24 protein-coding genes and 1 other RNA gene are annotated in these 26,775 nt (G+C 37.4%); 15 read left to right on the forward strand and 10 right to left on the reverse strand.

The window, feature by feature from the left end; all coding sequences use genetic code 11:
- Positions 1 to 478 precede the first annotated feature (478 nt).
- Complete coding sequence (locus ANA7108_RS0108820) at positions 479 to 802, reverse strand: hypothetical protein (protein WP_026104066.1); 324 nt, start codon at positions 800 to 802, stop codon at positions 479 to 481.
- Between the two features lie 802 nt (positions 803 to 1,604).
- On the opposite strand from ANA7108_RS0108820, the gene ANA7108_RS0108825 reads away from it, so the two are divergent.
- The 7 genes from ANA7108_RS0108825 to ANA7108_RS0108850 all read left to right on the forward strand — a co-directional run bounded on the left by ANA7108_RS0108825 (position 1,605) and on the right by ANA7108_RS0108850 (position 7,639).
- Complete coding sequence (locus tag ANA7108_RS0108825) at positions 1,605 to 2,093, forward strand: pentapeptide repeat-containing protein (protein WP_016950416.1); 489 nt, start codon at positions 1,605 to 1,607, stop codon at positions 2,091 to 2,093.
- The gene (locus ANA7108_RS0108830) at positions 2,084 to 3,217 is read left to right on the forward strand and encodes a 5-(carboxyamino)imidazole ribonucleotide synthase (RefSeq protein ID WP_016950417.1); all 1,134 of its coding nucleotides are present in this window, start codon (positions 2,084 to 2,086) and stop codon (positions 3,215 to 3,217) included. Before ANA7108_RS0108825 ends, ANA7108_RS0108830 begins: the two co-directional genes overlap by 10 nt.
- A gap of 65 nt (positions 3,218 to 3,282) precedes the next feature.
- Positions 3,283 to 3,466: non-coding RNA, 6S RNA (ssrS, locus tag ANA7108_RS28700), on the forward strand.
- A 363-nt stretch (positions 3,467 to 3,829) separates the two neighbouring features.
- Positions 3,830 to 5,071, forward strand: a complete 1,242-nt coding sequence (locus ANA7108_RS0108835) for a pitrilysin family protein (protein WP_016950418.1) — start codon at positions 3,830 to 3,832, stop codon at positions 5,069 to 5,071.
- Positions 5,072 to 5,133: 62 nt separating this feature from the next.
- The gene (locus tag ANA7108_RS0108840) at positions 5,134 to 6,408 is read left to right on the forward strand and encodes a pitrilysin family protein (protein ID WP_016950419.1); all 1,275 of its coding nucleotides are present in this window, start codon (positions 5,134 to 5,136) and stop codon (positions 6,406 to 6,408) included.
- A gap of 100 nt (positions 6,409 to 6,508) precedes the next feature.
- The gene (locus ANA7108_RS0108845) at positions 6,509 to 7,258 is read left to right on the forward strand and encodes a peptidoglycan-binding protein (protein ID WP_016950420.1); all 750 of its coding nucleotides are present in this window, start codon (positions 6,509 to 6,511) and stop codon (positions 7,256 to 7,258) included.
- Positions 7,259 to 7,285: 27 nt separating this feature from the next.
- Positions 7,286 to 7,639, forward strand: coding sequence for a phage holin family protein (locus ANA7108_RS0108850; RefSeq protein WP_016950421.1), 354 nt, complete (start codon positions 7,286 to 7,288; stop codon positions 7,637 to 7,639).
- A 107-nt stretch (positions 7,640 to 7,746) separates the two neighbouring features.
- On the opposite strand, the gene ANA7108_RS0108855 is transcribed toward ANA7108_RS0108850, so the two are convergent.
- Positions 7,747 to 8,214 (reverse strand): cobalamin biosynthesis protein, encoded by a 468-nt coding sequence (locus tag ANA7108_RS0108855; RefSeq protein WP_016950422.1) that lies wholly within the window; start codon positions 8,212 to 8,214, stop codon positions 7,747 to 7,749.
- Positions 8,215 to 8,593: 379 nt separating this feature from the next.
- The gene (locus ANA7108_RS0108860) at positions 8,594 to 9,877 is read right to left on the reverse strand and encodes an ankyrin repeat domain-containing protein (protein WP_016950423.1); all 1,284 of its coding nucleotides are present in this window, start codon (positions 9,875 to 9,877) and stop codon (positions 8,594 to 8,596) included.
- A gap of 388 nt (positions 9,878 to 10,265) precedes the next feature.
- On the opposite strand from ANA7108_RS0108860, the gene ANA7108_RS0108865 reads away from it, so the two are divergent.
- Entirely contained in the window at positions 10,266 to 10,736 is a 471-nt protein-coding gene (locus ANA7108_RS0108865) for a DUF4079 domain-containing protein (RefSeq protein WP_016950424.1), read from the forward strand.
- Positions 10,737 to 10,838: 102 nt separating this feature from the next.
- Here ANA7108_RS0108865 and ANA7108_RS0108870 read toward each other — a convergent pair whose 3' ends face one another.
- On the reverse strand, positions 10,839 to 11,492 hold the full coding sequence (locus tag ANA7108_RS0108870; RefSeq protein ID WP_016950425.1) for a DUF1997 domain-containing protein: 654 nt from the start codon (positions 11,490 to 11,492) through the stop codon (positions 10,839 to 10,841).
- A gap of 179 nt (positions 11,493 to 11,671) precedes the next feature.
- On the opposite strand from ANA7108_RS0108870, the gene ANA7108_RS0108875 reads away from it, so the two are divergent.
- Positions 11,672 to 12,337 carry an SDR family oxidoreductase gene (locus tag ANA7108_RS0108875; protein ID WP_016950426.1) on the forward strand — a complete coding sequence of 222 codons (666 nt, stop codon included), beginning with the start codon at positions 11,672 to 11,674 and terminating at the stop codon, positions 12,335 to 12,337.
- A gap of 150 nt (positions 12,338 to 12,487) precedes the next feature.
- Positions 12,488 to 13,147 carry a glycoside hydrolase family protein gene (locus tag ANA7108_RS27105; RefSeq protein ID WP_016950427.1) on the forward strand — a complete coding sequence of 220 codons (660 nt, stop codon included), beginning with the start codon at positions 12,488 to 12,490 and terminating at the stop codon, positions 13,145 to 13,147.
- 22 nt (positions 13,148 to 13,169) lie between these two features.
- On the opposite strand, the gene menH is transcribed toward ANA7108_RS27105, so the two are convergent.
- Positions 13,170 to 13,982 (reverse strand): 2-succinyl-6-hydroxy-2,4-cyclohexadiene-1-carboxylate synthase, encoded by an 813-nt coding sequence (gene menH, locus ANA7108_RS0108885; protein ID WP_016950428.1) that lies wholly within the window; start codon positions 13,980 to 13,982, stop codon positions 13,170 to 13,172.
- Between the two features lie 179 nt (positions 13,983 to 14,161).
- A complete protein-coding gene (locus ANA7108_RS0108890) occupies positions 14,162 to 14,542 on the reverse strand; it encodes a metal-sensitive transcriptional regulator (protein WP_016950429.1) in 381 nt (126 codons plus the stop codon).
- Between the two features lie 277 nt (positions 14,543 to 14,819).
- Here ANA7108_RS0108890 and ANA7108_RS0108895 point away from each other — a divergent pair, with 277 nt between their 5' ends.
- From ANA7108_RS0108895 to ANA7108_RS0108910, 4 genes are all read left to right on the forward strand, one after another.
- On the forward strand, positions 14,820 to 16,004 hold the full coding sequence (locus ANA7108_RS0108895) for an HhoA/HhoB/HtrA family serine endopeptidase (RefSeq protein ID WP_016950430.1): 1,185 nt from the start codon (positions 14,820 to 14,822) through the stop codon (positions 16,002 to 16,004).
- A gap of 90 nt (positions 16,005 to 16,094) precedes the next feature.
- Entirely contained in the window at positions 16,095 to 18,194 is a 2,100-nt protein-coding gene (locus ANA7108_RS0108900) for a hydantoinase/oxoprolinase family protein (RefSeq protein WP_016950431.1), read from the forward strand.
- Positions 18,195 to 18,635: 441 nt separating this feature from the next.
- Positions 18,636 to 19,337, forward strand: a complete 702-nt coding sequence (locus ANA7108_RS0108905; RefSeq protein WP_016950432.1) for a Uma2 family endonuclease — start codon at positions 18,636 to 18,638, stop codon at positions 19,335 to 19,337.
- A 77-nt stretch (positions 19,338 to 19,414) separates the two neighbouring features.
- Positions 19,415 to 20,962, forward strand: coding sequence for a hydantoinase B/oxoprolinase family protein (locus ANA7108_RS0108910; protein ID WP_016950433.1), 1,548 nt, complete (start codon positions 19,415 to 19,417; stop codon positions 20,960 to 20,962).
- A gap of 28 nt (positions 20,963 to 20,990) precedes the next feature.
- On the opposite strand, the gene ANA7108_RS0108915 is transcribed toward ANA7108_RS0108910, so the two are convergent.
- From ANA7108_RS0108915 to ANA7108_RS0108930, 4 genes are all read right to left on the reverse strand, one after another.
- Entirely contained in the window at positions 20,991 to 21,509 is a 519-nt protein-coding gene (locus ANA7108_RS0108915; protein ID WP_016950434.1) for a DUF29 family protein, read from the reverse strand.
- Positions 21,510 to 21,736: 227 nt separating this feature from the next.
- Positions 21,737 to 21,955, reverse strand: coding sequence for a type II toxin-antitoxin system HicA family toxin (locus tag ANA7108_RS0108920; protein ID WP_016950435.1), 219 nt, complete (start codon positions 21,953 to 21,955; stop codon positions 21,737 to 21,739).
- A 1-nt stretch (position 21,956) separates the two neighbouring features.
- Entirely contained in the window at positions 21,957 to 22,202 is a 246-nt protein-coding gene (locus ANA7108_RS0108925; RefSeq protein ID WP_026104068.1) for a type II toxin-antitoxin system HicB family antitoxin, read from the reverse strand.
- 35 nt (positions 22,203 to 22,237) lie between these two features.
- Positions 22,238 to 22,516 carry a hypothetical protein gene (locus tag ANA7108_RS0108930; RefSeq protein WP_016950437.1) on the reverse strand — a complete coding sequence of 93 codons (279 nt, stop codon included), beginning with the start codon at positions 22,514 to 22,516 and terminating at the stop codon, positions 22,238 to 22,240.
- A 280-nt stretch (positions 22,517 to 22,796) separates the two neighbouring features.
- Between ANA7108_RS0108930 and ANA7108_RS0108935 the strand changes: the two genes are divergently transcribed.
- Positions 22,797 to 25,187, forward strand: coding sequence for a GH116 family glycosyl hydrolase (locus ANA7108_RS0108935; RefSeq protein ID WP_016950438.1), 2,391 nt, complete (start codon positions 22,797 to 22,799; stop codon positions 25,185 to 25,187).
- Positions 25,188 to 26,775 lie beyond the last annotated feature (1,588 nt).

The raw sequence follows: 26,775 nt of genomic DNA on the forward strand, positions 1-26,775 counted from the left end.
ATATTTCCTGCCTCTAAGTTTAAATTTGAAAATTCGAGATTAATTCGAGATTAAATTTGAGAAATTCAATATGTCATTCATATTTGTTTGTGGCAATATCTAACTCCTCTAGTTCTTAGAATCCAGTAATTTAGGCATTATTAGTATCTCTCTAAGGTGTGAAAAGCTTATATGGCTTTGGGTAGAAGTTGTGAATTTTAATATTGTCAATATGTCTTGATTTTATTATTTTTTTAATAAAAAATATGTGGCTCTACCGCTGCTTTTATGTAAAATTTGTAAAACAATATTTATTGTAGATTGGTATTGTAGGTTGGGCTGTGGAACGTGAACGTTCGCGGAGAAATGGCAGGAAACACAACAATTAAGCAGGTTGGCGTTAAAAAAAATTGTCGTTAATCTTGAAAATTCACAGCAAAAAACTACCCTCCTCTGTATTCAGAGAGAGCAGTTTTTTAGAAATATACAAACCAATTATTTAGATATCTTCGTTTTCTAAGTTTGCTACTGTCACCGCATTCAGAGCAAAAGCTAAAACTAACGGCATGGGACACTTGTAGATAAATGTATAAATAACGGCTACAATGGTAATAACTACAGCCGTGATTGACCAAAACAGTTCCTGATTAGTTAATCCATTCTCTTCTTTAATCACTCTCAAAACATGAACCGGAATTGGTTCTGGCATTACTCCTCCAGGAGGAAATGCCCAATAGTTACCACGTCGCTCGACAAATAAATCTGTCCAGCCGTTTTCCATGCACCATGCTTCGATCCATTGAATAGAGTAATGATTCATCATCGGGATACCATTCCAATTGTTCAATTTGTGTAGTTAGTGAATATAAATCTATAGAAGATTTTTGACCAGCTAATTGATAGCTATAAGATTAACGCTAATTCCATATTTGTTAACTTTAGTTAAGCAGTTAAGACATAAGTTTAATATAAAAATCACGCCCAAATGCTGCTTCCCTTAATTAAAAGACTAACAGGCTATAACTGCTATTTCTAGCAAAAGATAATAAACTTTACTTGAAGTTAGCTATGTAAATGAATGTAAAGAATATTGTGATTCAATGCTAAAATATTAAGTAATTATAAAATCATCAAATACTTAAATTCAATATAGGAATAATATTTGATTTATGAAAAGATACGTAGGCTGCGTCAGACTCCATAAATTCTATTAATAAACAGATTTGTAATATCTGACGCACCCTACAATACCTAATTTTTTTCAAAAATTAAATATGACTTCTATATCAATTCTTCAAATTAAGAAATCCAAAAACTCATTCAGAGAGAACAGGAAGCAACTCTTAACAGGAAAAACTCATGTTTAAAAACATGAGATTGAAATAATGACACTGTTTTTTTCGTGTCACTCTCCTTGTAAAAACATCCTTTTTTTGACTGAGCTTTAAACTCTTAAACTTTAGTTTCTTATCTGTTCCCTGTTAAGAGTTCCCTGTTCCCTTCTTTTGTAACTGTTTTGCAGATGAAATCAGTGATTTCTTACAAAGTTTTCACCAAAAGCAACCAGCTAATTCACAAAATAAGGTATGCTCAAAATGGGTTAAACACTAACTTGGCTATTAAATATGTATTGGCGACAAGGGTTAGCATTACTTTTAGGAGTGATTATATGGTGTGTGACATTTCCAGCACTAGCCGACTGGAGTCACCCCCTATCATTTAGCAATGCAGAGTTAGGAAGACAAGATTTTTCGGGACAAAGTTTGCAAGCTGCGGAGTTTTCTAACGCTAACTTAGAGATGACTAATTTTACAGGTGCTGACTTGCGGGGAGCAGTTTTGAGTGCTTCAGTCATGACAAAAGCAAATTTACATGGAGCAAATTTAACTAATGCAATGATTAATGAAGTAAAATTGAATGGTGCTGATCTCAGTGATGCAATTTTGTTAGAAGCGCTTTTGCTCCGTTCCGTCTTTACTGATGTTAACATCACAGGTGCAGATTTTACGGATGCTATTTTAGATAGAGCGCAAATTAAAGAGCTATGTGCAGAAGCCAGTGGAATAAATTCCCAAACTGGTGTAGAAACTCGTGAGTCGTTAGGATGTCGATAAAACTTGGTATAATTGGTGGTGGACAACTCGCTTGGATGATGGGAGATGCAGCCAAGAAGCTAGGAGTAGAATTAATAGTACAAACTCCTAATCAAGATGATCCTGCTGTATCTATTGCTCAAAAAACGGTTTTTGCCGCAGTTGATGATGCAGCAGCAACGGAAATTTTAGCTTCAAAATGCAATATTATTACTTTTGAAAACGAGTTTGTCAATTTAGATGCTTTATATTTATTAGAGAAACAAGGTGTGTGCTTTCGTCCCAGATTAGCAGCTTTATCTCCTCTATTAGATAAATATCATCAACGTTGCTATTTACAGGATTTAGGATTACCAGTTCCGCAGTTTTTCGCTTTGGAAAATCCAGAAGATATTCAAACTAAAATAGAAAATTGGGATTTTCCTATTGTTCTCAAAGCTAGACGACATGGTTATGATGGACAGGGAACTTTTGTAGTTCATGATGTAGCTAATTTGTTAACAGTAGTAAATCAAAATAGTACACAGTTATTAGTAGAAGAATTTGTCCCTTTTGCCAAAGAATTAGCTATAATTGCGGCGCGTTCTGTAAATGGGGAAATTATCACTTACCCAGTTGTGGAAACTCAACAAGAACAACAGGTATGTCGAAGAGTAATTGCTCCAGCAGATATTACACCCCAACAAGCGGCAGAAATTCAAGCGATCGCACATACACTATTAAATAGTCTCCAAGCTGTGGGAGTTTTTGGCATTGAGTTATTTATCACCGCCAATGGTAAAATTTTAGTAAATGAAATTGCACCACGTACCCACAATTCTGGGCATTTTTCCTTAGATGCTTGTGAAACTTCTCAATTTGAGCAACACCTGAGAGCAGTTTGTGGTTTGCCTTTAGAAGATACCCAGTTAAACTGTAGCAGCGCAGTTATGGTAAACCTTTTGGGGTATGAAAACTCACACAGTAGCTATCAAAATCAGCGCCAACATCTAGCAAAGATTCCCCACTCTCACTTACACTGGTACGGAAAAACAGAATCTCGTCCAGGACGTAAACTCGGACATATTACAGTCTTATTACAGCAACAAAACCAACATACAGCGCTCGATATCATAGACAAAATAGAATCTATCTGGTACCCTTGAGAAAAATTTTCCTAAAAATTTGCTTATTCCACACACAAACTATTTTTGAAGGCTATAATGAGTTAGTTACACTACGACGTTGGTGACTGCCCACAAGTTTTTTGATCTATGTCTTTAAGAAACTGGGAGCCAAATGGTTCTTGTGGCAGTATACCAGGCTTGTACCTGGAAACTTTAAACGAGCAACACCCGTTCCCACCTGGTTTAACCAGGTCATAAACTTAGGCAAAACGGCGTCGCGGTGAACTTAAAATTTTTAACTCTCAGGTCTAAACAACTTGGGAGTTTTCAATTTTTACTGTAGTAGAGAAATCAGGGAAGAAAGAGCTAGAAAAAGACGACTTCCCAATAACTATGAGGTAAATATAAATTAATATATTTTAATATAAATTAATATAAATAGCACCGTGCAGATGTGTGAAATTTTTCACTACAAATCACATCAACCAGTGAACTTCCATTAAATGACTGATTGGGTAACTTCAGTTCATAAAAATGAAAATATGTATAAATTCTCCCTTACTTTAACCAGCATTTGGAGTTATAATAACAAAATTGGGTTAAATTTGGGTTACAGCTACAAAAAAATTGACAAAATACTCAGCTAAAACAGTGTTCCCAGCTTCGGTTTTTCACCTAGACAACGGTTTAACATTTATTCATCAGGAGATATCCACTACCCCTGTAGTGGCAGCTGATGTTTGGGTTCGTGCTGGAGCCACTTTGGAACCAGAGCATTGGTTTGGAATGGCACACTTTTTAGAACACATGATTTTTAAAGGTACAGCAATATTATCACCAGGGGAATTCGATTATAACATTGAAAAAATGGGTGGTGTGAGTAATGCAGCTACGAGTCATGATTATGCCCATTACTCTCTCACCACTGCTGCCTCTTATCTAGCAGATACCTTACCCAACTTAGGGGAACTGTTGCTCAAGGCCGCAATTAGCGATGATGAATTTATCCGTGAACGAGATGTAGTGTTAGAAGAAATTCGCGCTTGCGCTGATGATCCTGATGCAATAGGATTTGAATCGCTACTCAAAAACGTCTATCAAAATCACGCTTATGGACGTTCTGTGTTGGGTACAGAGCAAGAATTGATGCAGCATTCACCAGAAGCAATGCGTTGTTTTCATCGTTCCCACTACCAACCTGAAAATATGACAGTAGTAATTGTGGGAGGAATTGCTCAAGAACCAGCTTGGGAAATTGTCAATCAATCATTTGCCAATTTTAGCGATCGCTCTAATTGTCCCCGATCTGAGAAAATAGTAGCACCAGCAATTACAGGGATACGCCGTCAAGAATTGATTTTACCAAGACTAGAGCAAGCTAGGTTAATGATGGCATGGACAGCACCAGGAGTAGAACAACTTCGGGACGCACATGGTTTAGATTTCCTTTCCGTGTTACTAGCAGAAGGAAGAACTTCGCGCTTAGTCCATGATTTACGAGAAGAAAAGCAACTGGTACAGGCAATTTGTAGTGACTTTTCTTTACAACAAGAATCGAGTTTATTGACAATTACCGCCTGGTTAGAACCAGAATATTTAGAACGAGTAGAGTATTTAATCTGCCATCATTTGCATAACTTACAAACTACAGCTATTAGCGAAACAGAGCTGAATCGTATCCGAAGAATACTCTGTAATGAGTATGCCTTTTCTACGGAAACACCAAATCAACTTTCCAGTCTTTATGGCTACTACAATACTATCTCCCAAGCAGAATTAGCTGTTACCTACCCCCAGAAAATTCAATCATTTAACGCTCAAGAACTGCAAAAATTGGCGCAGCAGTATATTTCCCCCCAGAATTATGCAGTGACAATTCTGAAGCCATATTAGTTGTTAGTTAAAAATTAGCACTAATCACCAATCACTAATTACCAATAATCTCTAAATAAATAATGCCAACTATAGATAATTCTAATTCCACTATCCATCGCACCACATTAGCCAATGGCATTGTTGTCTTAGTGGCAGAAAATCAAGCTGCCGATATTATAGCGGGACGAGTTTTTGTGCGTGCTGGTAGTTGTTATGAAAATCGAGAGCAAGCTGGGTTAGCACATTTACTATCAGCTGTAATGACAAAAGGCTGTGATGGTTTATCTAGCTTAGAAATTGCCGAAAAAGTCGAGTCGGTAGGTGCAAGTTTAAGCACAGACGCAGGAACTGATTATTTTGTGCTGTCTTTAAAAACAGTAACTGCCGACTTTGCAGAAATTTTAACATTATCGGGGTTGTTATTGCGATCGCCTACATTTCCCGAAACCCAAGTAGAACTAGAAAAGCGATTAGCAGTACAAGATATTCGCTCCCAAAAAGAGCAGCCCTTTAGTGTGGCTTTTGAGCAAATGCGACAAGCAATGTACCAAGAACATCCATACTCAATGTCCGTTTTAGGTACTGAAAAAACTATTAGCAGCATCACTGGTGCAGACTTAATCCAGTTTCACCAAACTCATTTTCGTCCAGATAACGTAGTCATTAGTATTGCTGGACGTATTACACCCTCAGCAGCACTAGATTTAGTCGCAAAAGTTTTTGGGGACTGGATTTCTCCATCTGAACCACGTCATATACTAGATTTACCAGCAATTCCCGTCAAACCCCAGTTATGTCTTAAACCCTTAAATACTCAGCAATCAATCGTCATGCTGGGTTATATGGGTCCATCGGTGAGCGCTCCAGGATATGCAGCACTTAAATTATTATCTACCTACCTCGGCAATGGTCTTTCCAGCCGCTTGTTTGTAGAATTACGAGAAAAAAGAGGTTTAGCTTACGAAGTCTCTGCCATTTACTCTACACGGCTCTTTCCCGCCTCATTTGTGGTTTATATGGGTACAGCCCCAGAAAATACTAATATCGCTCTCCAAGGACTACGCCAGGAAGTAGAACGATTATGTAGTGCTGAACTATCGGACGAAGAACTACAAACAGCTAAAAATAAAATTCTTGGTCAGTATGCCCTGGGTAAACAAACTAACGGTCAAATTGCTCAAATATATGGCTGGTACGAAATTTTAGGCTTAGGAATTGAATTTGACCAAGAATTCCCAAAACTGATTAATAAAGTCACTCCTAAATTAGCAATGACAGCCGCTAATCGGTATTTACAGGAACCATATTTATCTTTAGTTGGTCAAGAAGAAGCAATTCAATCAGTTAATATTTAACAGCTTGACTCATACAAAGCGGTAATAGAGCGATCGCATCGCCCGCCTTTGGTATCACACCAAGGTAAGATAAGTTATCAGAAGATTTCCACCCAATTTTATGTTGTATTACTTACTTTTATTCATTGCCACACCTGTGCTAATTGGCTCCTCAGTCATGGTATCAATAGCAGCACCAGTCAAAATTGCCCAAGTCAACGCAGTCGGTAACATCAACCGCCCTACCCTGAAAATTGGTAGCCAAGGTGAACGTGTTTCCGAACTTCAAGCCGCCCTGAAACTACTGGGTTTTTATACAGGGGTAGTCGATGGTATTTATCAAGAAGGCACAGCTAGGGCTGTTTCTCAATTTAAACAAGCAGCTGGCTTAAATGCAGATGGTATTACCGATGCTATGACTTGGCAAAAACTTTTCCCCAATGTCTCGCCGGTTGCTGCCACTATTTCTTCTTCTCCACCGCAACCCACCGCAGTAAATAGTTTAACCGTTCCTACCCAAACCACTGGAAGCCCCAGAATCAACAACACATCTCCACCAAGACCAACTGTCCGTAATCAGCCTAATCCAAATTTTCAGCCCACTCCGCGAAATCAGCAAAATCCTAGTATTCAATACACCTCAGAAGGGTGGGCAATTTTGCGTTTAGGTAATCGTGGTTCAGAAGTGATAAAGTTACAAAAACTACTCCAAAATCTGGGCTTTTTGAAAGGTAGTATAGATGGAGACTTTGGTGCCACAACCGAAGCGGCTGTAAAAGCTGCTCAAATCCGGTATGGGTTACAACCGGATGGAATAGTTGGTGGTGCTACTTGGGAGGCTTTTTTACGCCGATTACCCCAACAACGTTAGACTAATCCGCAAATATTATCAATTGATATGAAACACTTTTTATTAACTTGGCTTGGTACTGCGATCGCCTTATTAATTACAGCTAAAATTGTTCCTGGATTCATTATCAAAACTTTTGTAGCTGCCTTAGTTGCTGCTATTGTCATTGGTTTGGTAAATGCCATTATTCGCCCAGTTTTAAGTTTGTTAGCATTTCCCATCACCTTAATTACCTTTGGATTATTTACATTTGTAATCAATGCTTTAACTCTTTGGTTGGCAAGTTCTTTAACTCCAGGTTCTCATTTTATAATTCAGGGTTTTGTCCCAGCTTTTTTTGGTTCAATTGTGCTGGCAGTTGTTTCTAGCATCATTAACTATTTTCTGCGAGTCGTTGATTGAAGGAAGCAATTTTAAACGCAGAGGTTCGCTGAGGTAAACGCAAAGTGACGCAGAGTTTTTATTGAAGTTTTCGCTTTGAATTTTGTTATCCTCATAAAGTCGAGATATTAACCGTTTTTAGTATAATAAATCCACGTTTCTAAATTACAGTTTGGGCAGGCAATAGCTATTGTCACTGTTCCCACTTCCCCTGGTAAGCGAAAAATTTGCTTAGGAATTAATAACCCCACACCTATAGAAGTAATTTCACCAGCAGCAAGAATAGCAGATGCTTCAGCGACACTCAGCGTTCCCATTCTTTCTTTAACAAATTTACTAGGGTTAGGAACACAAACACTAGCCAGCTTTTCTGCTGAGAAAGTTTTTAGAGGCAAATTATACACCCGACAAAAGTCTTTTAAACCAATTTCAGCAGCTTTAGATTCAATAGTAGCAATACCTGAAATCTCACATTGGCTAAGTTGATTTTCTCGAAAAATATTCTCAATTGCAGTGTTAATTAACAGCGATGAAATCCCTTTTTGACAACCAATACCTATCCATAAAACTTGTATCAATGACAAATCTACTTGCATAATTTACTTATTTAATCGTGTGATATTAAATTTAATCTTTTCTATATAATCTCGCAAAGACCTGATAAATAACCGTAAAATCACACCAAAGAATCATTGATTTTTCATAAATGTGAATTTTGATACATCAAAAATGATAAGTTTAATACTTTCGCTAAACATAAAAACCGATATATTCAGTACATCTAGCACAGTAGGAAACATCGAGGGAGAAACAAAGCAAAGGTAAAAGGTAAATTAAGTCTTCATATTTACTTTTTTTCTACCCTTGTAGCGTAAGCATTTCATCTTGATGTTTCACTTTCTTCTTTCTCCGTCGTTACAAACTCTCAACAGTTACGGCGGAGTTTTGCTGTCTGAGTTTCACCTAGAAGTTTTATTACTCTTGCGCCCCAGCTAGTCTTAAAATCCGCACAATTCCCTGATAGTTATTAAATTCGGCAATCATTAAAGCTGTATAACCACCTTTATTTCTTAAATTCACATCCGCCCCAGATGCAAGTAACATCTGCACAGCTTGACTATAACCTTCTGCGGCTGCCCACATTAAAGCTGTTGCCCCAGATGAATCTTGAAAATTCACATCTGCCCCTGTTGCTAACAGCAGTTTGAAGACTTCTGGATGGTTGCTGGCTATGGCTTTGACTACAGCCGTTTTACCGTCATCTGCCACAGCATTGATATTAGCACCATAGTCAAGTAGGGTTTTTACTGTTTCGGTGTGTCCTTGAGATACTGCTAATGTGAGGGCAACTTCACCAAAGTTTTTTTTATCCATATCAGCCCCAGAATGCAACAAAGCTGCAACTATTTCGCTGTGTCCCTGGAATGCGCCTACAAGTAGGGGTGTATCACCAAGATGATTTCTAATTTGGACATCTGCACCTCGTTGGAGTAATATTTGCACTACATCAAGGTAGCCTTCGACAACAGCACAATGCAGGGCTGTTTCACCTTCTTTATCTTGGTGATTAATTTTTGCACCTCCATCTAACAAAGCTGCAACAATATTACTGTTGCCTATGGCAGCAGCAGCTAACAGTGCAGTACCACCATCATGATTTTTTAAATTAGCATCAGCCCCGTTTAACAAGAGTGTTTGCACAATTTCTAAATATCCCAAATCTACCGCTGTCATTAAAGGTGTCTCACCTTCTGCATCTGGGATATTGACAACGGAGCTATTTTGTGATATGGCTTTGACAACTTCTGTCCAGTTGTGCTTGATTGCTAGTTTTAAAGCAGTATCATTATCTTTATCGGTAATATTTGCCTTAGCACCCGCAGCCAATAAGATTTGCACCACATCGAGATGACCTTTGACTGCTGCTGCCATTAAAGCGGTGCTACCATCTTCATTAATAGCATTTACATCTGCACCTCTGGATATTAACAGCTTAACAATATCGAGTTGATTGCTACTAGCTGCCAACATTAACGCCGTCAACCCATAGGTTTTTCTGGGTAAGTTGAGATTAGCGCCAAAATCTAGAAGCGATCGCACTATTTCTGCATAACCTAAATTCGCCGCAAACATTAATGCAGTCGTACCATGGCGATCGCACACATCTACCTCAACACCAGTAGCCAGTAACTCATATAGACTCTTGATATCGCCACTTTTGGCAGCTTTTAGTAGGAGATTATCTTTGTTTTCAGTCATAAAGGAAATTCCGATTAAACGTATATTATTTAATTTAGCGTCACTATTTAGTCTGAGATTGTTTAAGTACTTTGGCAAGAGGGAAATAGGAAGAGAAGATATTCCGGCGTTGCTGAATAAGGGGCTGACGCGGAGACGCGGGGACGGGGTGATTATATATTGATGCGGATTCTCAAATCATCCCGCAATTATGCAACACCGATATTCCATTTAATCCAGAACTTATGCAAAATATCTCTCAAAGCCTCTTTTCTCTGTGAACTCTGTGCCTCTGTGGTTAGTTTTTCCATGAGGTGTGCGTAAGTCCTATGATCAAAGTACTGAGTTCTCAGCCTTAAACTAAGGTATGCTAAGTTTTATGAAGATTTAATAATTGGAAGCAAACACAATGAGCCTCGAACTTTCTCCAGCAGTAAAATATGGTTTGAATTTCTTTCACCCAGTGATCATGTGGATACTACTAGCACTTTCACTGTATGCTGCCTACTTGGGTCTGCAAGTACAGCGTACCAGAAATGCTAAGGGCGAAGAAAAGAAAGAACTCATTCAAGGCAAATATACAATTAAGCACTACCAAATCGGCTCTATTCTTTTAGCTTTGATGGTAGCAGGTTCAATTGGTGGCATGGCTGTCACCTACATCAATAACGGTAAATTGTTTTTTGGTCCACACCTATTAGCCGGTCTGAGTATGACAGGTTTGATAGCATTTTCTGCCTCCCTCTCCCCCTTTATGCAAAAAGGAGCAAATTGGGCGCGTGTAACTCATATTTTGCTTAATTTCGGTATTTTAGGGCTTTTTATTTGGCAGGCTATATCTGGCGTAGAAATCGTCCAAAAAATTCTCACTCAAGCATAGTCAGGTGTCAGTGGTCAGTTGTATTGTGCTACTGACCATCGACAAATAAATCTAAATAGTTAGAGAAAATTAAATTAATTAATAGCGACAGAGAATTAGTCCTCACTTGTTATGAGACTTAACAGGAAAAGGAATACCCTGAGACTGATGAAAATCTTCCTGGACTTTGCGGGTTAAACGCCGGGAGACTTGGCGGACAATTTGATGAAGTAAGCGATCGCCTGTAGACTGAATTAAAGAATGGGGTAAGCGCTGAATAAATCTGGGAAAATAAAGCTCAACCATCAAATCTAATTGCCATTCTACCTTTGTCATCTCAGCGGCACTTTCTACCAATTGCAGCGACGCATTATAGTCTACATCATAGCCAGGAGCTTGGTAATCAGGGATAGGAATAGTCCGAATGCAGTAATTACCCTGTTCTGGATCTAACAATTCTAAACCAATTTTCGGCTCTACTTCATAACCAAAAGAACCAAATCGACCAATTACTAACGCATAGCCATTGTCTCCCAAAGGTTGAACTTTCATCGGTTCAGCGCAGCGTGTGAACCATGAAGAGTGAGAATCAAGATACTCAGCAACCTTACTCACAGGAGCATACATTTCCATGCAGTCTTGATGATGGCTGTGGAATCTGCTTATATTTAAATTAACTTCTTTAAATGCAGTTTCATCAATTGTTACGCTTGATTCCACAGATAAAACTGATTCATTTATTTCCACAGATGGATAATCCCAGTTGTTTGCTACCATAAGTGTGTTTTTTGTATAGATAGAAGTTTGTCTATATTAATGATTCCCAGTTCGGGAGAGTTTTTTCACACAAAAATCTAAATTTCACGAAAACCTCAAGAATCTGTCATCAACTCCATATAATCACTACAATAAAGAACGGAACAAGCACATATTAGTTTCCCAAGATAGCGCTAATTATGAAAGTATTTGTAGCAGGGGCAACAGGTGAAACAGGTCGTCGTATCGTCCAAGAACTAATTGCGAGAAATATTCCTGTCCGCGCCTTAGTGAGAGATCCAGAAAAAGCTAAGGCTATTCTATCTGCTGATGTCGAATTAGTTGTCGGCGATGTATTACAACCAGAAAGCCTTTCGGCTGGATTAGGTGATAGCACGGTAGTAATCTGCGCCACAGGTGCAAGTCCCAGTTTTGACCCTACAGCCCCCTATAAAGTAGATTTTGAAGGTACAAAAAATTTAGTCACTGCTGCTAAAGCCAAGCAGATTCAGCATTTTGTCTTGGTTTCTTCTTTGTGTGTTTCCCAGTTTTTTCATCCGTTGAATTTATTTTGGCTAATTTTAGTTTGGAAAAAGCAAGCTGAGGAATATATCCAAAAAAGCGGACTCACCTATACAATTGTTCGACCTGGAGGATTGAAAAATGAAGATAACTCCGATGTCATAGTTATGCAGGGTGCTGATACATTATTCGATGGTAGCATCCCTCGACAAAAAGTGGCTCAGGTTTGTGTTGAGTCCTTATTTGAACCCGCTGCGCGTAATAAAATTGTGGAAATTGTGGCTAGACTGGGAGAGACTCAGAAAAGCTGGAGGGAATTATTTGAACAGGTTAGGTCTTTTTGATTAAACGCAGAGGGACGCTGAGGTTAGCGCAGAGGTTCGCTGAGTTTTTATCCAAAATCAATGTTTGTTATGAGGAGTTAGGTTCTGAAAGGCTTTGAACTCAAAGGTGTAGAAAAACTGATTGGCCCTTTAGCGGCGCTGCTCGGTTTTGTGTATTTATTGCAGTGGTACATTGGGGGAGATTTACATTCGTCTTCTGAACCCCTGTTTAGCCAAAAGCAGCCTCCCTTGGTGATGAAAGATGGTGATCCTTATATTCGTGCTTTAATGCGAACTATATCCACAAGTGAGGCTAATAGCAACCGTCCCTATTCTCTCTTATACGGTGGTCAGCAAGTTAGTGATCTTAGCCGTCATCCAGAAATATGCGTCACCATTGTGGTAGGACCGAATACGGGTAATTGTTCCACTGCTGCGGGTAGATATCAAATCATTAATACTACTTGGTATCAAATTGCTCCTCGATATCATCCAAATCCGCCCATGCAGTTAATGTTTTGGACTAACTATAGCTTTGAACCGGAGTATCAAGATATAGTAGTTTATCGCTGGTTGAGTGATTCACGAGTTTGGGGAACTGATATTTCTCAACTCCTACGTCAGCAAAAGTTAAATGAAGTTTTACGGCGACTTTCTCCTACTTGGACAAGTTTAGGGTATGGGATAGAAACTAATGATAACACGCGCTTTTTACCTCAAGTTTATCAGAAATTATTGGCAGAAGAATTAAAAACTGCGGCTCTTCCAGAAACCGAAAATGTCACACCTTCTCCAGTTCCCCTCAGTCCACCAAAAAAGCTCAAAAAATAAACCTAATTACAAGTTAGTCGAGTTATGAAATCAGAAAATATCTGATATTTTTGACGAAGTCTAATGTGTTTTCTAAATGAATATTATGTCCAGCTTGATTAATTATTTTTAACCGGGAAAATTCACATCTCTGGGACATAGCTGTATTAATATTTACAAATTTTTCATCATACTCTCCAACTAGCAAAAGCAAGGGAATTTTATTTTCTTTTAGTTTTTCCCAGAGAGAAGGCTGATATCCATTACCCATGAATTGCAGTGACTTTACCAGTTCTAGAGGATTATTTTCTAACCTACTTTCTAGCATTTGTGGATATTGGGGATGATTTTTGATATTACCAAAGATTGGTTGATTGTACCAATTATTGAGAAAGTTTTGAAAATCGGTTTTATCAATAATTCGGTTTAATTTACTGGCTATTTGGTAATCTTTTTTAATTCTGGTTAATCTTTCTAAATCGGTTGGTAAACCTGGGGAAGCTGATTCTAACACAACTTTGAGAAATCTTTCGGGAAAGTGTAGCGTTAAATATAAGGCTAATCTTCCTCCCATTGAATATCCAATTAAGAAGCATTGGGATATTTTTAATTTATCTAATAAGTTGATTATCCCTTGGGCGACTTGTTGCATTTTATAATATTCATCTCCTCCCAAAATTTGAGTTTTACTATGTCCAGGTAAGTCGAGGTTCAGATAAGAAAAATCTTCACCTAGTAATTTTATAGCTTCATCAAATTCATTAATATTCCCCATGAAGCCATGTAAAAACAAAATTATTGGTTTGTTTGGGTGCTGATTTAAAGAATAGTGAAATTGATATTGATTCAGAGTCATAGATACCCTGGAAAATTCTAGTCTCTAAATTTTTTAACGTTATACCAGATTAATATGAAGCTACATAGAATAATTGAACGCCGATTCACGCAGATAAACGCGGATAAAGACAGATAAATCAATGGATTTCAGAATTATGTGCAACCTTACATAAAATTGGTGTTAGCCAGTAGGAAAAATTAAGGTAAAAATCTATCTAAAGCGGCTTTTAATTGTTCAATTTCCGACTCTATATTACCTTCTTGGGCCGCTCTAGCAATACATTCGGTTAAATGTTCATCTAAGACAATACGTGCTACTTTATCTATTGCCCCTCTGACGGCAGCAATTTGTAATAATACATCAGGACAAGGACTATTTTGCTGCACCATTGTTTTAACACCGCGAATGTGTCCTTCTATACGTGAAAGTCGGTTAACAATTCGTCGTAATGACTCTTCACTATGGACGTGAGGATGAACGGAATCAGCCTGGATAGAAGTATGATCTATGTGTTCGTGGTTGTGATCTTGAGTGTGTGTATGTTCTGCTGGTTGAGTTAATCGGTTTGAAGCATTCATGAGGATATCGAAATTCTGGTATTAGTTAAGATCCTAACCTAAAGTGATTTTGGATTGGTGGAAAAACCGCACCAGGTAAGGGCAAATTTCCATAATAGCCTGGTTACTCTATGATCTATTAACTTGATTACAGATAACTTGCTCTATATTCCTGATCAGAGGGTGTAACAATGTAAAAACTGCAATGTGTGGGGATTTTTATCTAAGCTGTAAAAATAAGTGTATGTAGCTTTGTCACGAAACAGCAAAAATTAGGCTTCTAGATTAGGTTGTGATTATGCAAATTTCCAAACCACTTCGGTATATCCGAAAATTCACTACTCATGTTGTAGCAATTTTTTTAGGAGTTCTGCTGACAGTTACTTGCTTACAAGTGTTACCATCGGAAGCGGAAACTGCTCCTTCTGTAGTCGCTCAAAAGTCTTCTATTGCTGCTATTGGTAGTAGTAGTTTTGTCACAGCAGCAGTGAATCGAGTCGGTTCAGCAGTTGTCAGGATTGATACAGAAAAAACTATTACCCGTCGTGTTGATCCTTTGATGGAAGACCCATTTTTCCGGCGGTTTTTTGGTGATAGTTACCCTCAACAGTCACCGACTGAGCAATTACGCGGTCTAGGTTCTGGTTTTATTTTAGACAAGAGTGGGATAATTCTTACCAATGCTCACGTAGTTGATCAAGCTGATAAAGTCACAGTTCGTCTTAAAGATGGTCGCACTTTTGAAGGTAAAGTTCAAGGCATTGATGAAGTGACAGATTTGGCGGTAGTCAAGATTAATGCTGGAAATGATTTACCTGTTGCACCTTTGGGTTCTTCGGAGAATGTCCAGGTGGGAGATTGGGCGATCGCAGTTGGGAATCCTTTAGGATTTGATAATACGGTAACATTGGGGATTGTCAGCACTCTCAAACGTTCCAGCGCTCAAGTCGGGATTAATGATAAACGCTTAGATTTCATTCAAACCGACGCTGCAATTAACCCTGGGAACTCTGGGGGGCCGTTGTTAAATGGTCAAGGTGAAGTGATTGGAATTAATACCGCAATTCGTGCAGATGCGATGGGGATTGGGTTTGCGATTCCTATAGATAAGGCTAAAGCGATCGCAGTTCAATTGGAACGAGATGGAAAAGTTGTTCACCCTTATTTAGGTGTACAAATGGTGACATTAACACCGGAATTAGCAAAACAAAATAACCGTGATCCCAATTCCATGTTTGCGATTCCTGAAGTTAAAGGTGTTTTAGTAATGCGGGTTGTACCCAATTCTCCTGCTGCAATTGCTGGTATCCGTCGTGGAGATGCAATTGTGCAGATTAATAATAAAGCCATTACCAGTGCAGAACAGTTACAAGCCGTGGTGGAAGATAGTCAATTGGGTGAAGTTTTGCAGGTAAAAATACAACGAGGAAATCAAACACAACAGCTTTCCGTTCGTACCGCTGAGTTGAAAGACCTTTCTTAATTAGTTTTGATGATAGGGGTATGTTTCGGTGTACCCCTTATACTAAATATTGTTATTATTCTATTTCTATACCATTAAGGAAATTGAATAATGTTAAAAATATTTGCTGACAGAGGTGGCACATTCACAGATATTGTTGCTATTACTAATAATCAAACTATTATAGACCGACTCTCAAAACATCCAGAACGGTTTTTAATTGTTCCTCTACCTAACCAACAATGGATAATAGTCTATAAATTACTGTCAGAAAATCCTGAACAATCTCAAGATGCAGCGATTCAAGGCATTCGGGATATTATCGGTATTTCTAACCAAGAAAGTATTCCTAATGAAGCAATAGAAGTAGTAAAAATGGGAACAACAGTAGCAACAAATGCACTGTTAGAAAGAAAAGGTGATCGCGTTGTTTTAGCTATTACTAAAGGCTTTAAAGATGCCTTAAGAATTGGTTATCAAAATCGTCCAAATATCTTTGCTCGGCAGATAGTTTTACCTTCCATGCTTTATGAACAGGTAATTGAGGTAGATGAACGCTATGATGCTCATGGCAATGAATTAATAGCCGTAAATATTGAACAAATTAAAAATGATTTACAAGCGGCTTATCACACAGGAATTCGTAGTTGTGCCATTGTTTTCATGCACAGCGACCGTTATCCCAACCACGAAAAACAAATAGCACAAATAGCTCAAGAAATCGGCTTTACACAAATTTCTATATCTCATCAAGTTAGCCCTTTAATGAAATTAGTTAGCCGAGGAGATACAACCGTAGTCGATGCTTATTTAACTCCCATTTTACGGCGCTATGTTAATCAAGTAGCCAGTCAGTTACCCAACGTGAGATTAATGTTTATGAAATCAGATGGAGGGTTAACAGACGCACAACAATTTCAAGGAAAAGATAGTATTTTAAGTGGTCCAGCAGGTGGTATTGTTGGTGCAGTTCAAACCAGTAAAAGAGCAGGTTTTGAGTTAGTAATTACCTTTGATATGGGCGGAACAAGTACAGATGTTGCCCACTTTAAAGGAGAATATGAACGCCAATTAGATTCCGAAATTGCTGGTGCAAGAATGCGAGTTCCCGTATTAGCAATTAATACCATTGCTGCTGGTGGGGGTTCAATTCTCTTTTTTGATGGTTCTAGTTATCGTGTTGGTCCCCAATCTGCTGGTTCCAATCCTGGTCCTGCTTGTTACCGACGTGGGGGACAATTAACCGTGACAGATGCTAATGTCATGTTAGGTAAAATTCATCCCCAATATTTTCCTTCTGTGTTTGGAAATACAGGCAATTTACCTTTAGATCAAGATATCGTCAAAAAGCTATTTATAAAATTATCCCAAGATATTACAGCCGTCACAGGTAACAATTCTACACCCGAACAAGTAGCCGCAGGATTTATTGCTATTGCTGTAGAAAATATGGCAAATGCAATTAAAAAAATCAGTTTACAAAGAGGTTATGATGTCACCGAATATGTACTTTGTTGTTTTGGTGGTGCAGGTGGACAAGTTGCTTGTTTAATTGCCGATACATTAGGAATAAAAAAGATATTTCTTCACCCTTATGCAGGAGTTCTTTCTGCTTATGGAATGGGTTTAGCTGATGTCCGAGCAATTAAAGAAGCGGGAGTAGAACAGCCTTTAAGTCAATTATTAATCCCGCATTTACAGCAGTTAATGAACTCTTTAGAAATTCAAGCCAGAAGTACAATTAACTCAGATGAAACTAGTAATAAAGAAGAAATAGTTCAAAAAGTTAATTTAAAATATGACGGAACTAATTCTACATTAAATATTAATTTTGCCGATGATGTGGCATTGATGCGAAAAGAATTTGAAACCGAACATAAATCTCGTTATGGTTTTATTCAATCACAGAAAACCTTAATTGTCGAATCTGCATCAGTAGAAGTAATTCAAAGGATGGATACTCCTGAAGAACCCTTAATTACTCGTAACCGTCCTCAAAATGTAGCACCTAAATCAGTTGAAAAAGTGAAGATGTTTACTGCTAATCAATGGTATGATGCTCCTATTTATCGACGGGAAGATTTACAACCAGGAGATAGAATTAGTCAACCCGCAATTATTGTCGAAAAAATCAGCACAATTGTAGTTGAAGCGAACTGGGAAGCCACATTAACTGAACGCAATCATTTAATTTTAGAACGTCTTTTTTAATTGTAGGTTGGGTTAAGCGACAGCGAAACCCAACAATATTTCCCTCGAAAATGTTGGGTTATGCCTACGGGATAAATTCTTCAATCCAACCTACCATTTTAGTTATACTCAAAATAGAAGATTCAAAATTAAAATGTACACCATATCTTAAGCAGATCCAATGGGAGCATCCCAAATGTGTAAGTTTATTTTTTATCTGAGCTTCCAACTGAATACAAAGCATAAAATAAACGAACCGCGAAGACGCGAAGAGCGCGTTCGCGTAGCGTGCCGAAGGCATAGGTAAGAGGTAAAACAGGTTTTTTGGGTTAGTTGCGTATATTTTTGCAAAATTGGGATGCTGCCGATCCAATTAGTTTATAAATATTCAAAATTCTCTATCAATTTATTAATTACAGTAATTAATGTTAGAATAAAAAAATAACTACTTGGTATCATATTATGATGATTACTCAAGAAATAGCATCGGAAGAAAACATCTCTCCAGATGTAATTTTTCCTCCCAGTGATTTATATAGTGATGAACCGACCGTGGAAACAGAACTACATCTACGACAAATAATTTTACTTTTCAAATGTTTAGAATGGTTATGGAAAGATAGAACTGATTTTTATGCTGCGGGTAATCTGAGTATTTATTATAGTCCGCATCAGAAAAAAACAGAAAATTTCCGGGGGCCTGATTTTTTTGTAGTCTTAGGAACTGAAAGAAAAACTCGTAAAAGTTGGGTAGTTTGGGAAGAAAATGGTAAATATCCTCATGTAATTGTCGAAATTCTTTCACCAACAACAGCTAAGATTGATAGAGAATCAAAAAAAGAACTTTATCAAGATACTTTCCGCACACCTGAATATTTTTGGTTTGATCCCTATACATTAGAATTTGCAGGTTTTCAGTTAATAAATGGAAAGTATCAACCTGTAAAAGCAAACGAAAAAGGATATTTATGGAGTGAACAATTAGGCTTATCCTTGGGAATTTATCAAGGTTTATTACGTTATTTCACACCAGAAGGAAATTTAGTACCTACACCTGAAGAAACCGCAGAAAAAGAAACTCAAAGAGCAGAACAAGAAGCTCAAAGAGCAGAACGTTTAGCAGCAAAATTGCGGGAATTAAATATTGATCCAGATACCATTTAACCAAAAATATAGGTTGGTTTTTGCTCCTCAACCCAACCTACAGTTTAATTTGAAGGTAATTAATTTATGTAAAAAAGATGTCTACCACATCTCAACCAGATCCAGTACGTTTAGAAATATTCAAAAACCTCTTTCAATTTAACGCCGAACAAATGGGGATTGTTCTGCAAAATACCGCAGCATCAGTGAATATTAAAGAAAGGCTAGATTTCTCCTGTGCTATTTTTGATGCTTCAGGATTACTAGTTGCTAATGCCCCCCATATTCCTGTACATTTAGGCTCAATGAGCGAAAGTGTCCGCAGCTTAATTAATGATAAAGGTGACACTATAAAAGCAGGTAATGTTTATTTATCCAATAATCCCTATAATGGCGGAACACATCTTCCTGACGTAACAGCAATTACTCCTGTTTTTGACACAAACGAAAAACAAATTATTTTCTATGTTGCTTCTCGTGGACATCAATCTGATATTGGTGGAATTACTCCTGGTTCTATGCCTCCTCACAGTACCACCGTTGAAGAAGAAGGAATTCTTTTTGATAATTTTCTCTTAGTTGAACAGGGAAATTTTCGAGAAATAGAAACAAAGCAATTACTCTTAAATCATATTTATCCTGCCCGTAACCCTAACCAAAATATAGCAGACTTTAAGGCACAAATTGCTGCCAATGAAAGAGGAGTTATAGAACTAAATAAAATGGTTTTGCAATACGGACTAGAGACAGTCAAAGCTTACATGAAATTTGTCCAAGACAATGCAGAAGAAGCAGTTAGAAAAGCGATAGATGTTCTCAAAGATGGTGCATTTATTTATGAAATGGATAATCATGCCAAAATCCAAGTAAAAGTCACTATTAACAGAATAAATCGAAGTGCTGTAATTGATTTTACTGGCACATCTTGGCAACTAAATAGTAATTTTAATGCTCCCAAAGCAGTAACTCAAGCCGCAGTTTTATATGTTTTTCGTACTCTAGTTGATGATAATATTCCTCTCAATGCTGGATGTCTTAAACCTTTAGAAATTATTATTCCTGAAGGCTGTATGTTAAACCCAATTTATCCCGCAGCAGTAGTAGCTGGTAATGTAGAAACTTCGCAAACTATTGTTGATGCTTTATATGGTGCTTTGGGTGTGATGGCTGCTTCTCAAGGAACGATGAATAATTTCACTTTTGGGAATGAAAAATATCAATATTATGAAACTATTTGCGGTGGTTCTGGGGCGGGGATTAATTTTGATGGTACTGATGGAGTTCATACACATATGACTAACTCCCGTTTGACTGATCCTGAAATTTTAGAAACCCGTTATCCTGTACAAATAGAAAGTTTTTGTCTGCGTGCTGATAGTGGTGGTAAAGGAGAATATTCTGGGGGGAATGGGGTAATTCGTCGCATTAAATTTCTAGAACCGATGACAGCTAATATTCTTTCTAACCATCGTTTAATTCATCCCTTTGGATTGAATGGTGGAGAAGGGGGAAAAGTCGGAAGGAATTGGATAAAACGTCGAAATGGAACTGAGGAGTATTTAGATAGTACGGCTACAGTAGAGATGCAAACTGGGGATGTTTTTGTGATAGAAACTCCTGGAGGTGGAGGATTTGGTAAGTCTTGATGAATGTAAGCAAAGCCAAATATAAACTTTACCTTTTCCCTAACTTCCAATTTTCACCACCGGGTAACTGAGTTAAATAATCATCAATTACAGCGGGTAATTCCTTCACGGAATAATCATAGATCAATTTCAATATAAATTTTGCTTGATGAATTATCTGTTCTTTATCTACCATTTCGGCGAGTTGAAAAGGGCTGTAAACACCATCCAAAACTTCCACGCTTGCATCGCGAATAGCTATATCTATTTCATGTTCAAGATAATCATTCCATTCATCTAAATTAATGTAATATGATTTCTTATTTTCTTTGAGATTAACATCTTGAATTTCTAAAACGGCATTTCTAATAGATGCAGCCCAAGAATTTGTTAACCTCTTCTCTATTTTATTTTTAATTAAATGTATCAGCAGCACTTTTAGAAAAGACTTAATTTGCCGTAAAATTGCCTTTTTACTCATCCCCTCTAATTCATCTACAATAGCTAAAGCATCTGCATAACGCTGTTCTAAAATGCTATTTCTGAGGTCTATTAATTCTTGTGTCATTGCTGTATTAACCTCAAATTAATTCAACACATCTACCCAAATTATACCTAAATATGCCAAAATAAACATAAATATTTTTAGGCTGGTTACTTTATCAAATCTTCCCAATATTTGCACATCGATAAACCTGCCTTTAGATCCCCGACTTCTTTGATAAATTATCATTATTTACCAAAAATCAAATTAAGAAGTCGGTGATTTTTGTTAATATTATTGAAAACATTATTCTATCCTCCTAACCATTCTTCTCTAGAAACTCCAGCCTGTCGTAGCAACCTTGATAACAAACCCACACTAATATCACCTTCATGCGGATTAGGAATAATTACAGTTACGTCCCCCCGTCGCATTTGTGGATGTCTCCCACCAGCATAGGGACCTTCAAAACCTAACTCACGCAAACGCTTGATCAAATAATTTTGAGAAACAGGAGTTAGTCTAGGCATTTTATACAAACTGTGTAATTTGATTTAAGTTAATATCCTCAATTACAGGAATGTCTAACCCTAAACGTAAACGCAAAGCTAACCAATCACTTAATGCTTCTCTTAATTCACGACGACAACCTTCTAATGTTTTATAATTTGCCCATACTCCCTGTAAACATGGAATTTCGCCCCAATAACTACCATCGTCTTCAATAATTTCATAAACTGCTAATTCCATTGCTTTATCAATGTAACTTGCCAGCATTTTAACTATTTCCTTATAAATGAAAATCAAAGTCATTACTCAGCAATTATTTTCGCGTTCAGCAAAGTAAAAATCCTATCCAGTTCTAATATTCCTGTTAATTCAGCCTCTTCTTTTGAGTTTAACATTCCTGCTTTATTCTTCTCAGAAAGCTCATCTAACCGAGATTGTAATTCTGAGCTAAATTTAAATAAATTCAAATTTCTAACTTTGCTGATTTCGATTCCTGAATCTACCCAGGATGATGGTTGAATCATCACTTGAGTAATTATGAGCGTATTTTTATTACTTTCGGGATGTTTATAGTTTAACATAATGAGATTATTTTTTCAGGATTAAACTAGTCAACCGTAAACTAACTGTTACATTGATATCTTTCACCATCTTTCATTAGCCTCCTACCCCGCCTGGGAATTTATTCCCAGTATAATAACCCTAGTCAGTTAAAACTGACTAAAATCCTTTTTCAGTCGTCTTTAGACGACTTCCTCTATTAGCCTCAGAATTCATTCTGAGGTGGTTATTGGGATTGCTACTTGAGAAAAATCACACATCACGCTACTCTTCATTAGCGTCAACAGTGAAACTCAAACCATGACAAACCACCCCCAAATACCCCCCTGCACCTGGAAACGTCCCATTGGCTTAGGTTGGGACAAACCCTACACCGTCCGTTATCCTAGTAATATTGATGATGGACCCTGGCACGGAATGCCTCTCGGTGGCTTTGGTGCAGGTTGTATAGGACGTTCTTCACAAGGAGATTTTAACCTGTGGCACATTGACGGAGGAGAACATACTTTCAAAAACGTTCCTGCTTGTCAATTTAGTGTTTTTGAATCTGGACAAGCTTACGCATTATCTACCCAACCACCAGAAGATGATACACTACAATCTTGGCAATGGTATCCACCTTCTCCCCTCTCTGTTGATGGTGTGAAATCAGGTACATATCATGCACTTTATCCTCGCAGTTGGTTTGTTTATGAAAATGTCTTAAAAACTCAATTAACCTGTGAGCAATTTTCTCCAATTTGGGCAAATAATTATCAAGAAACTAGTTATCCTGTAGCAGTTTTCTTGTGGAAAGCGCACAACCCAACTAATGCACCAATTACTATTAGCATTATGCTAACTTGGGAAAATATGGTGGGTTGGTTTACTAATACTTTGAAATCTCCTGAAGTGCGAGTAAGAGATGATGGTAGTCCAGTTTATGAATATCAACCAGCTTGGGGAAAAAGTCAAGGAAATTATAATTGGTTAGCAGAAGATGATAAATATTTTGGTTGTGTTTTAGGTAAAGTTGCTGATAACAAAACTGTCCAAGAAGGAGACGGAACTTGGTGTATTGCAACTGCAAAAAATCCCCAAGTGGAAATATTTCATCATTCCCGTTTTAATGCTGTGGGTAATGGTGAAGATGTTTGGCAAAGTTTCTCTAACGATGGTTCTTTACCTAATTATATAGATGAAAATCCCGCAGATGAAAATACAAGATTAGGTGCGGCTATTGCGGTGCGTTTCACTTTGCAACCTGGAGAAAATTTAGAAGTTTCTTTTGTCCTCAGTTGGGATTTTCCGATTACAGAATTTGCAGCGGGAGTGAACTATTACCGCAGATATACAGACTTTTTTGGTTGTAATGGTGAGAATGCTTGGCAAATTGCGACTACTGCACTTCAAGAATATCAAAATTGGCGATCGCTTATCCAAAATTGGCAACAACCTATTCTCAGTCGTTCTGACTTACCCGACTGGTTCAAAATGGCGTTATTTAACGAACTCTACGACTTAACCAGCGGGGGAACTCTCTGGAGTGCCGCGTCAGAAATTGATCCTGTCGGCCAGTTCGCTGTGTTAGAATGTTTAGATTACCGTTGGTATGAAAGTCTCGATGTGCGGTTATACGGTTCTTTTGGACTGTTGATGTTATTTCCTGAATTGGAAAAATCGGTAATTCACGCTTTTGCCAGAGCAATTCCCCAAAGTGATGATAGAACTAGAATTATTGGTTATTATCTGACTATCAAATCCGAAAGTCCTAACGCGGTTCGCAAAATCGCCGGTGCGACTCCTCACGATTTAGGCGCACCCAATGAACACGTTTGGGAAAAAACCAATTACACTAGTTATCAAGATTGCAATCTCTGGAAAGATTTAGGTTGTGATTTTGTTTTGCAGGTATATCGAGATTTTCTGTTTACCGGTGCAAATGATATCCAGTTTTTAGCAGATTGTTGGGATGCAATTGTGCAAACTCTCGATTATGTGAAAACTTTTGATCTCGATGGTGACAGTATACCAGAAAATTCTGGCGCACCTGACCAAACTTTCGATGATTGGCGTTTGCAGGGTGTGAGTGCTTATTGTGGTGGTTTATGGTTAGCGGCTTTGGAAAGTGCGATCGCTATTTCTAAGATTTTAACGAACCACAGAGGCACAGAGGACACAGAGGCACAAAGATTTATTTATGAAAGTTGGTTGAGTCAATCAAAACCAATTTATCAGGAGAAGCTTTGGAATGGTGAGTATTACCGTTTGGATAGTGAAAGTGGTTCTGATGTGGTGATGGCTGATCAATTGTGTGGGCAATTTTACGCTCGTTTATTGAGTTTACCAGATATTGTTCCCAGCGATCGCGCATTATCTGCCTTAACAACTATATATGAGGCTTGTTTTCTCAACTTCCAAAATGGTGAATTTGGTGCTGCTAACGGAGTCCTTCCCAATGGTTTACCAGAAAATCCCAATTCTACCCACCCCTTAGAAGTTTGGACAGGAATCAATTTTGGTCTTGCAGCCTTCCTTGTGCAAATGGACATGAAAAATGAAGCCATGCGCTTAACTGAGGCTGTAGTTAGGCAAATATACGACAATGGTTTGCAATTTCGCACTCCAGAAGCAATCACCGCTAATGGTACTTTCCGCGCTAGTACCTATCTCCGCGCTATGGCTATTTGGGGAATTTATTTGTATTTATAGTAATTAGGACTTACGCACTATACAAACTTACCATGATCTGAATGAAGGAAATTCCGTCGTTTTAGGCTTTGGGAATAACTTATTGAGTCAGGTGCGTCAGATAGAGGAAATCTGTTTATTTACCAAATTATCGAGTCTGACATGGTTGGTGAGCTTTGCGAACCACACCCTACAAGCGATAAAATCTACATCTCATATTTGGGAAACTTTGTCAATGCGTAAGTCCTAGATTTATTAGATTAAAAAAGTATCATCTGTAATAAGAAGATGTATATCTACAGGCTGTTATTATATTTTCCAAAAACTTCCGGAATCTGCAAAAAAAGTCAGTAATGGTAAGAGTCGAAAGTTTTAAATCTCAAAACTCATGTTGTAGCAGTAAAAAACGGCGTAAATCAACCCTTAAAAATCCCTGAAAAGCTTATGTAATCTGCTTTTTGAATTTTTAATTTCGAGAAAGTAGTACTAGTGCTTTAGCATATCTAATATCACTGTATTTAGTGATAAGTATAACAAGTATTATCTATTGTTTTAGAAAGAACCCCAATCCATCTGGTTATCATCGCGGGACACAATCAGTACAAGTGTAAAAACATACGTTTATCTTACTTAATTACTAACCCAAAAAATGCAACCACTATGTACTTAAAGGAAATACATGAAAATGAATACCAAATACAAAGTGAGTGAAATTTATAGTTTTAACTTAGAGGTGTGGGTAGAGTCGGACTTACATAGTAATGCTTGAATTGTAGATTGTCAATAAATTCCTGATTTAATTGTTTAGCCAATTTAAGCTGATAGGATGCTGATGGCTGATACATTTAGATAAATCGAGGTATAAAATGTTATAAAATTTTTAAAAGCTAATAACTACATAATCATCACAATTAACGATTTTTATTTCTATTTAATAAAATCATAATAGCAACAGTAATTTTACATATATCGGCTAGTTGTCTTCACAAAATAGAGTAATTTTATTAAAAAAAATCCATAAGCATTTGATGTCTGCTAACTGGCGTTTAGATGCTAAATTATATGTTTAAGTTTTGGTTAAGCCGATTACACTTTTTTATCAGCACACCTACTAAGGGGTGTTTTTTTAATTTAAATTTTTTTAGTGACAAACTAGGCGGATATACCATACCATGCAATAGTAGTCATAACCACTTAATATCTGGATTATCTGACTAGTTTATATGCAATCATTACTCCTCTTTTCCTAGCGGATAGCTGACATAGCTGTGGCTGTAAAGATTTTCAGATAAGACCTTCAGAGAAAACATATAACAATATATAATAACTAACCTCTTAAGACTAATTTTAATAAAAATCGCAAATTTGGTTATTTTCAAAAGTATCTAGAGTGGTTTATATATAAGCTTTTTCAAGAAAAAACAGGGAGATAATTTGCTAATAAAACGAGCATAATCAACTTTTTTAAAGGCAGGAAATAGGGGGTGTAACCCCTCATTTTTTTGGCCAATATGGGACAAAAATCAAAGCTGCACAATGCATAAGTGAATATCTAGAGACATTAAGTAAATTTAACTTATAGGACTGCCAAACTGGCAGATGACATTAG

The sequence above is a fragment of the Anabaena sp. PCC 7108 genome (assembly GCF_000332135.1).
GTDB lineage: Bacteria > Cyanobacteriota > Cyanobacteriia > Cyanobacteriales > Nostocaceae > Anabaena.

Bases quoted from the DNA above. Each gene is read 5' to 3' on its own strand.
- ANA7108_RS0108820 (WP_026104066.1), bottom strand. From the start codon at position 802: ATGATGAATCATTACTCTATTCAATGGATCGAAGCATGGTGCATGGAA.
- ANA7108_RS0108825 (WP_016950416.1), top strand. From the start codon at position 1,605: ATGTATTGGCGACAAGGGTTAGCATTACTTTTAGGAGTGATTATATGG.
- ANA7108_RS0108830 (WP_016950417.1), top strand. From the start codon at position 2,084: ATGTCGATAAAACTTGGTATAATTGGTGGTGGACAACTCGCTTGGATG.
- ANA7108_RS0108840 (WP_016950419.1), top strand. From the start codon at position 5,134: ATGCCAACTATAGATAATTCTAATTCCACTATCCATCGCACCACATTA.
- ANA7108_RS0108845 (WP_016950420.1), top strand. From the start codon at position 6,509: ATGTTGTATTACTTACTTTTATTCATTGCCACACCTGTGCTAATTGGC.
- ANA7108_RS0108850 (WP_016950421.1), top strand. From the start codon at position 7,286: ATGAAACACTTTTTATTAACTTGGCTTGGTACTGCGATCGCCTTATTA.
- ANA7108_RS0108855 (WP_016950422.1), bottom strand. From the start codon at position 8,214: ATGCAAGTAGATTTGTCATTGATACAAGTTTTATGGATAGGTATTGGT.
- ANA7108_RS0108860 (WP_016950423.1), bottom strand. From the start codon at position 9,877: ATGACTGAAAACAAAGATAATCTCCTACTAAAAGCTGCCAAAAGTGGC.
- ANA7108_RS0108865 (WP_016950424.1), top strand. From the start codon at position 10,266: ATGAGCCTCGAACTTTCTCCAGCAGTAAAATATGGTTTGAATTTCTTT.
- ANA7108_RS0108870 (WP_016950425.1), bottom strand. From the start codon at position 11,492: ATGGTAGCAAACAACTGGGATTATCCATCTGTGGAAATAAATGAATCA.
- ANA7108_RS0108875 (WP_016950426.1), top strand. From the start codon at position 11,672: ATGAAAGTATTTGTAGCAGGGGCAACAGGTGAAACAGGTCGTCGTATC.
- menH (WP_016950428.1), bottom strand. From the start codon at position 13,982: ATGACTCTGAATCAATATCAATTTCACTATTCTTTAAATCAGCACCCA.
- ANA7108_RS0108890 (WP_016950429.1), bottom strand. From the start codon at position 14,542: ATGAATGCTTCAAACCGATTAACTCAACCAGCAGAACATACACACACT.
- ANA7108_RS0108895 (WP_016950430.1), top strand. From the start codon at position 14,820: ATGCAAATTTCCAAACCACTTCGGTATATCCGAAAATTCACTACTCAT.
- ANA7108_RS0108900 (WP_016950431.1), top strand. From the start codon at position 16,095: ATGTTAAAAATATTTGCTGACAGAGGTGGCACATTCACAGATATTGTT.
- ANA7108_RS0108905 (WP_016950432.1), top strand. From the start codon at position 18,636: ATGATGATTACTCAAGAAATAGCATCGGAAGAAAACATCTCTCCAGAT.
- ANA7108_RS0108910 (WP_016950433.1), top strand. From the start codon at position 19,415: ATGTCTACCACATCTCAACCAGATCCAGTACGTTTAGAAATATTCAAA.
- ANA7108_RS0108915 (WP_016950434.1), bottom strand. From the start codon at position 21,509: ATGACACAAGAATTAATAGACCTCAGAAATAGCATTTTAGAACAGCGT.
- ANA7108_RS0108920 (WP_016950435.1), bottom strand. From the start codon at position 21,955: ATGCCTAGACTAACTCCTGTTTCTCAAAATTATTTGATCAAGCGTTTG.
- ANA7108_RS0108925 (WP_026104068.1), bottom strand. From the start codon at position 22,202: ATGCTGGCAAGTTACATTGATAAAGCAATGGAATTAGCAGTTTATGAA.
- ANA7108_RS0108930 (WP_016950437.1), bottom strand. From the start codon at position 22,516: ATGTTAAACTATAAACATCCCGAAAGTAATAAAAATACGCTCATAATT.
- ANA7108_RS0108935 (WP_016950438.1), top strand. From the start codon at position 22,797: ATGACAAACCACCCCCAAATACCCCCCTGCACCTGGAAACGTCCCATT.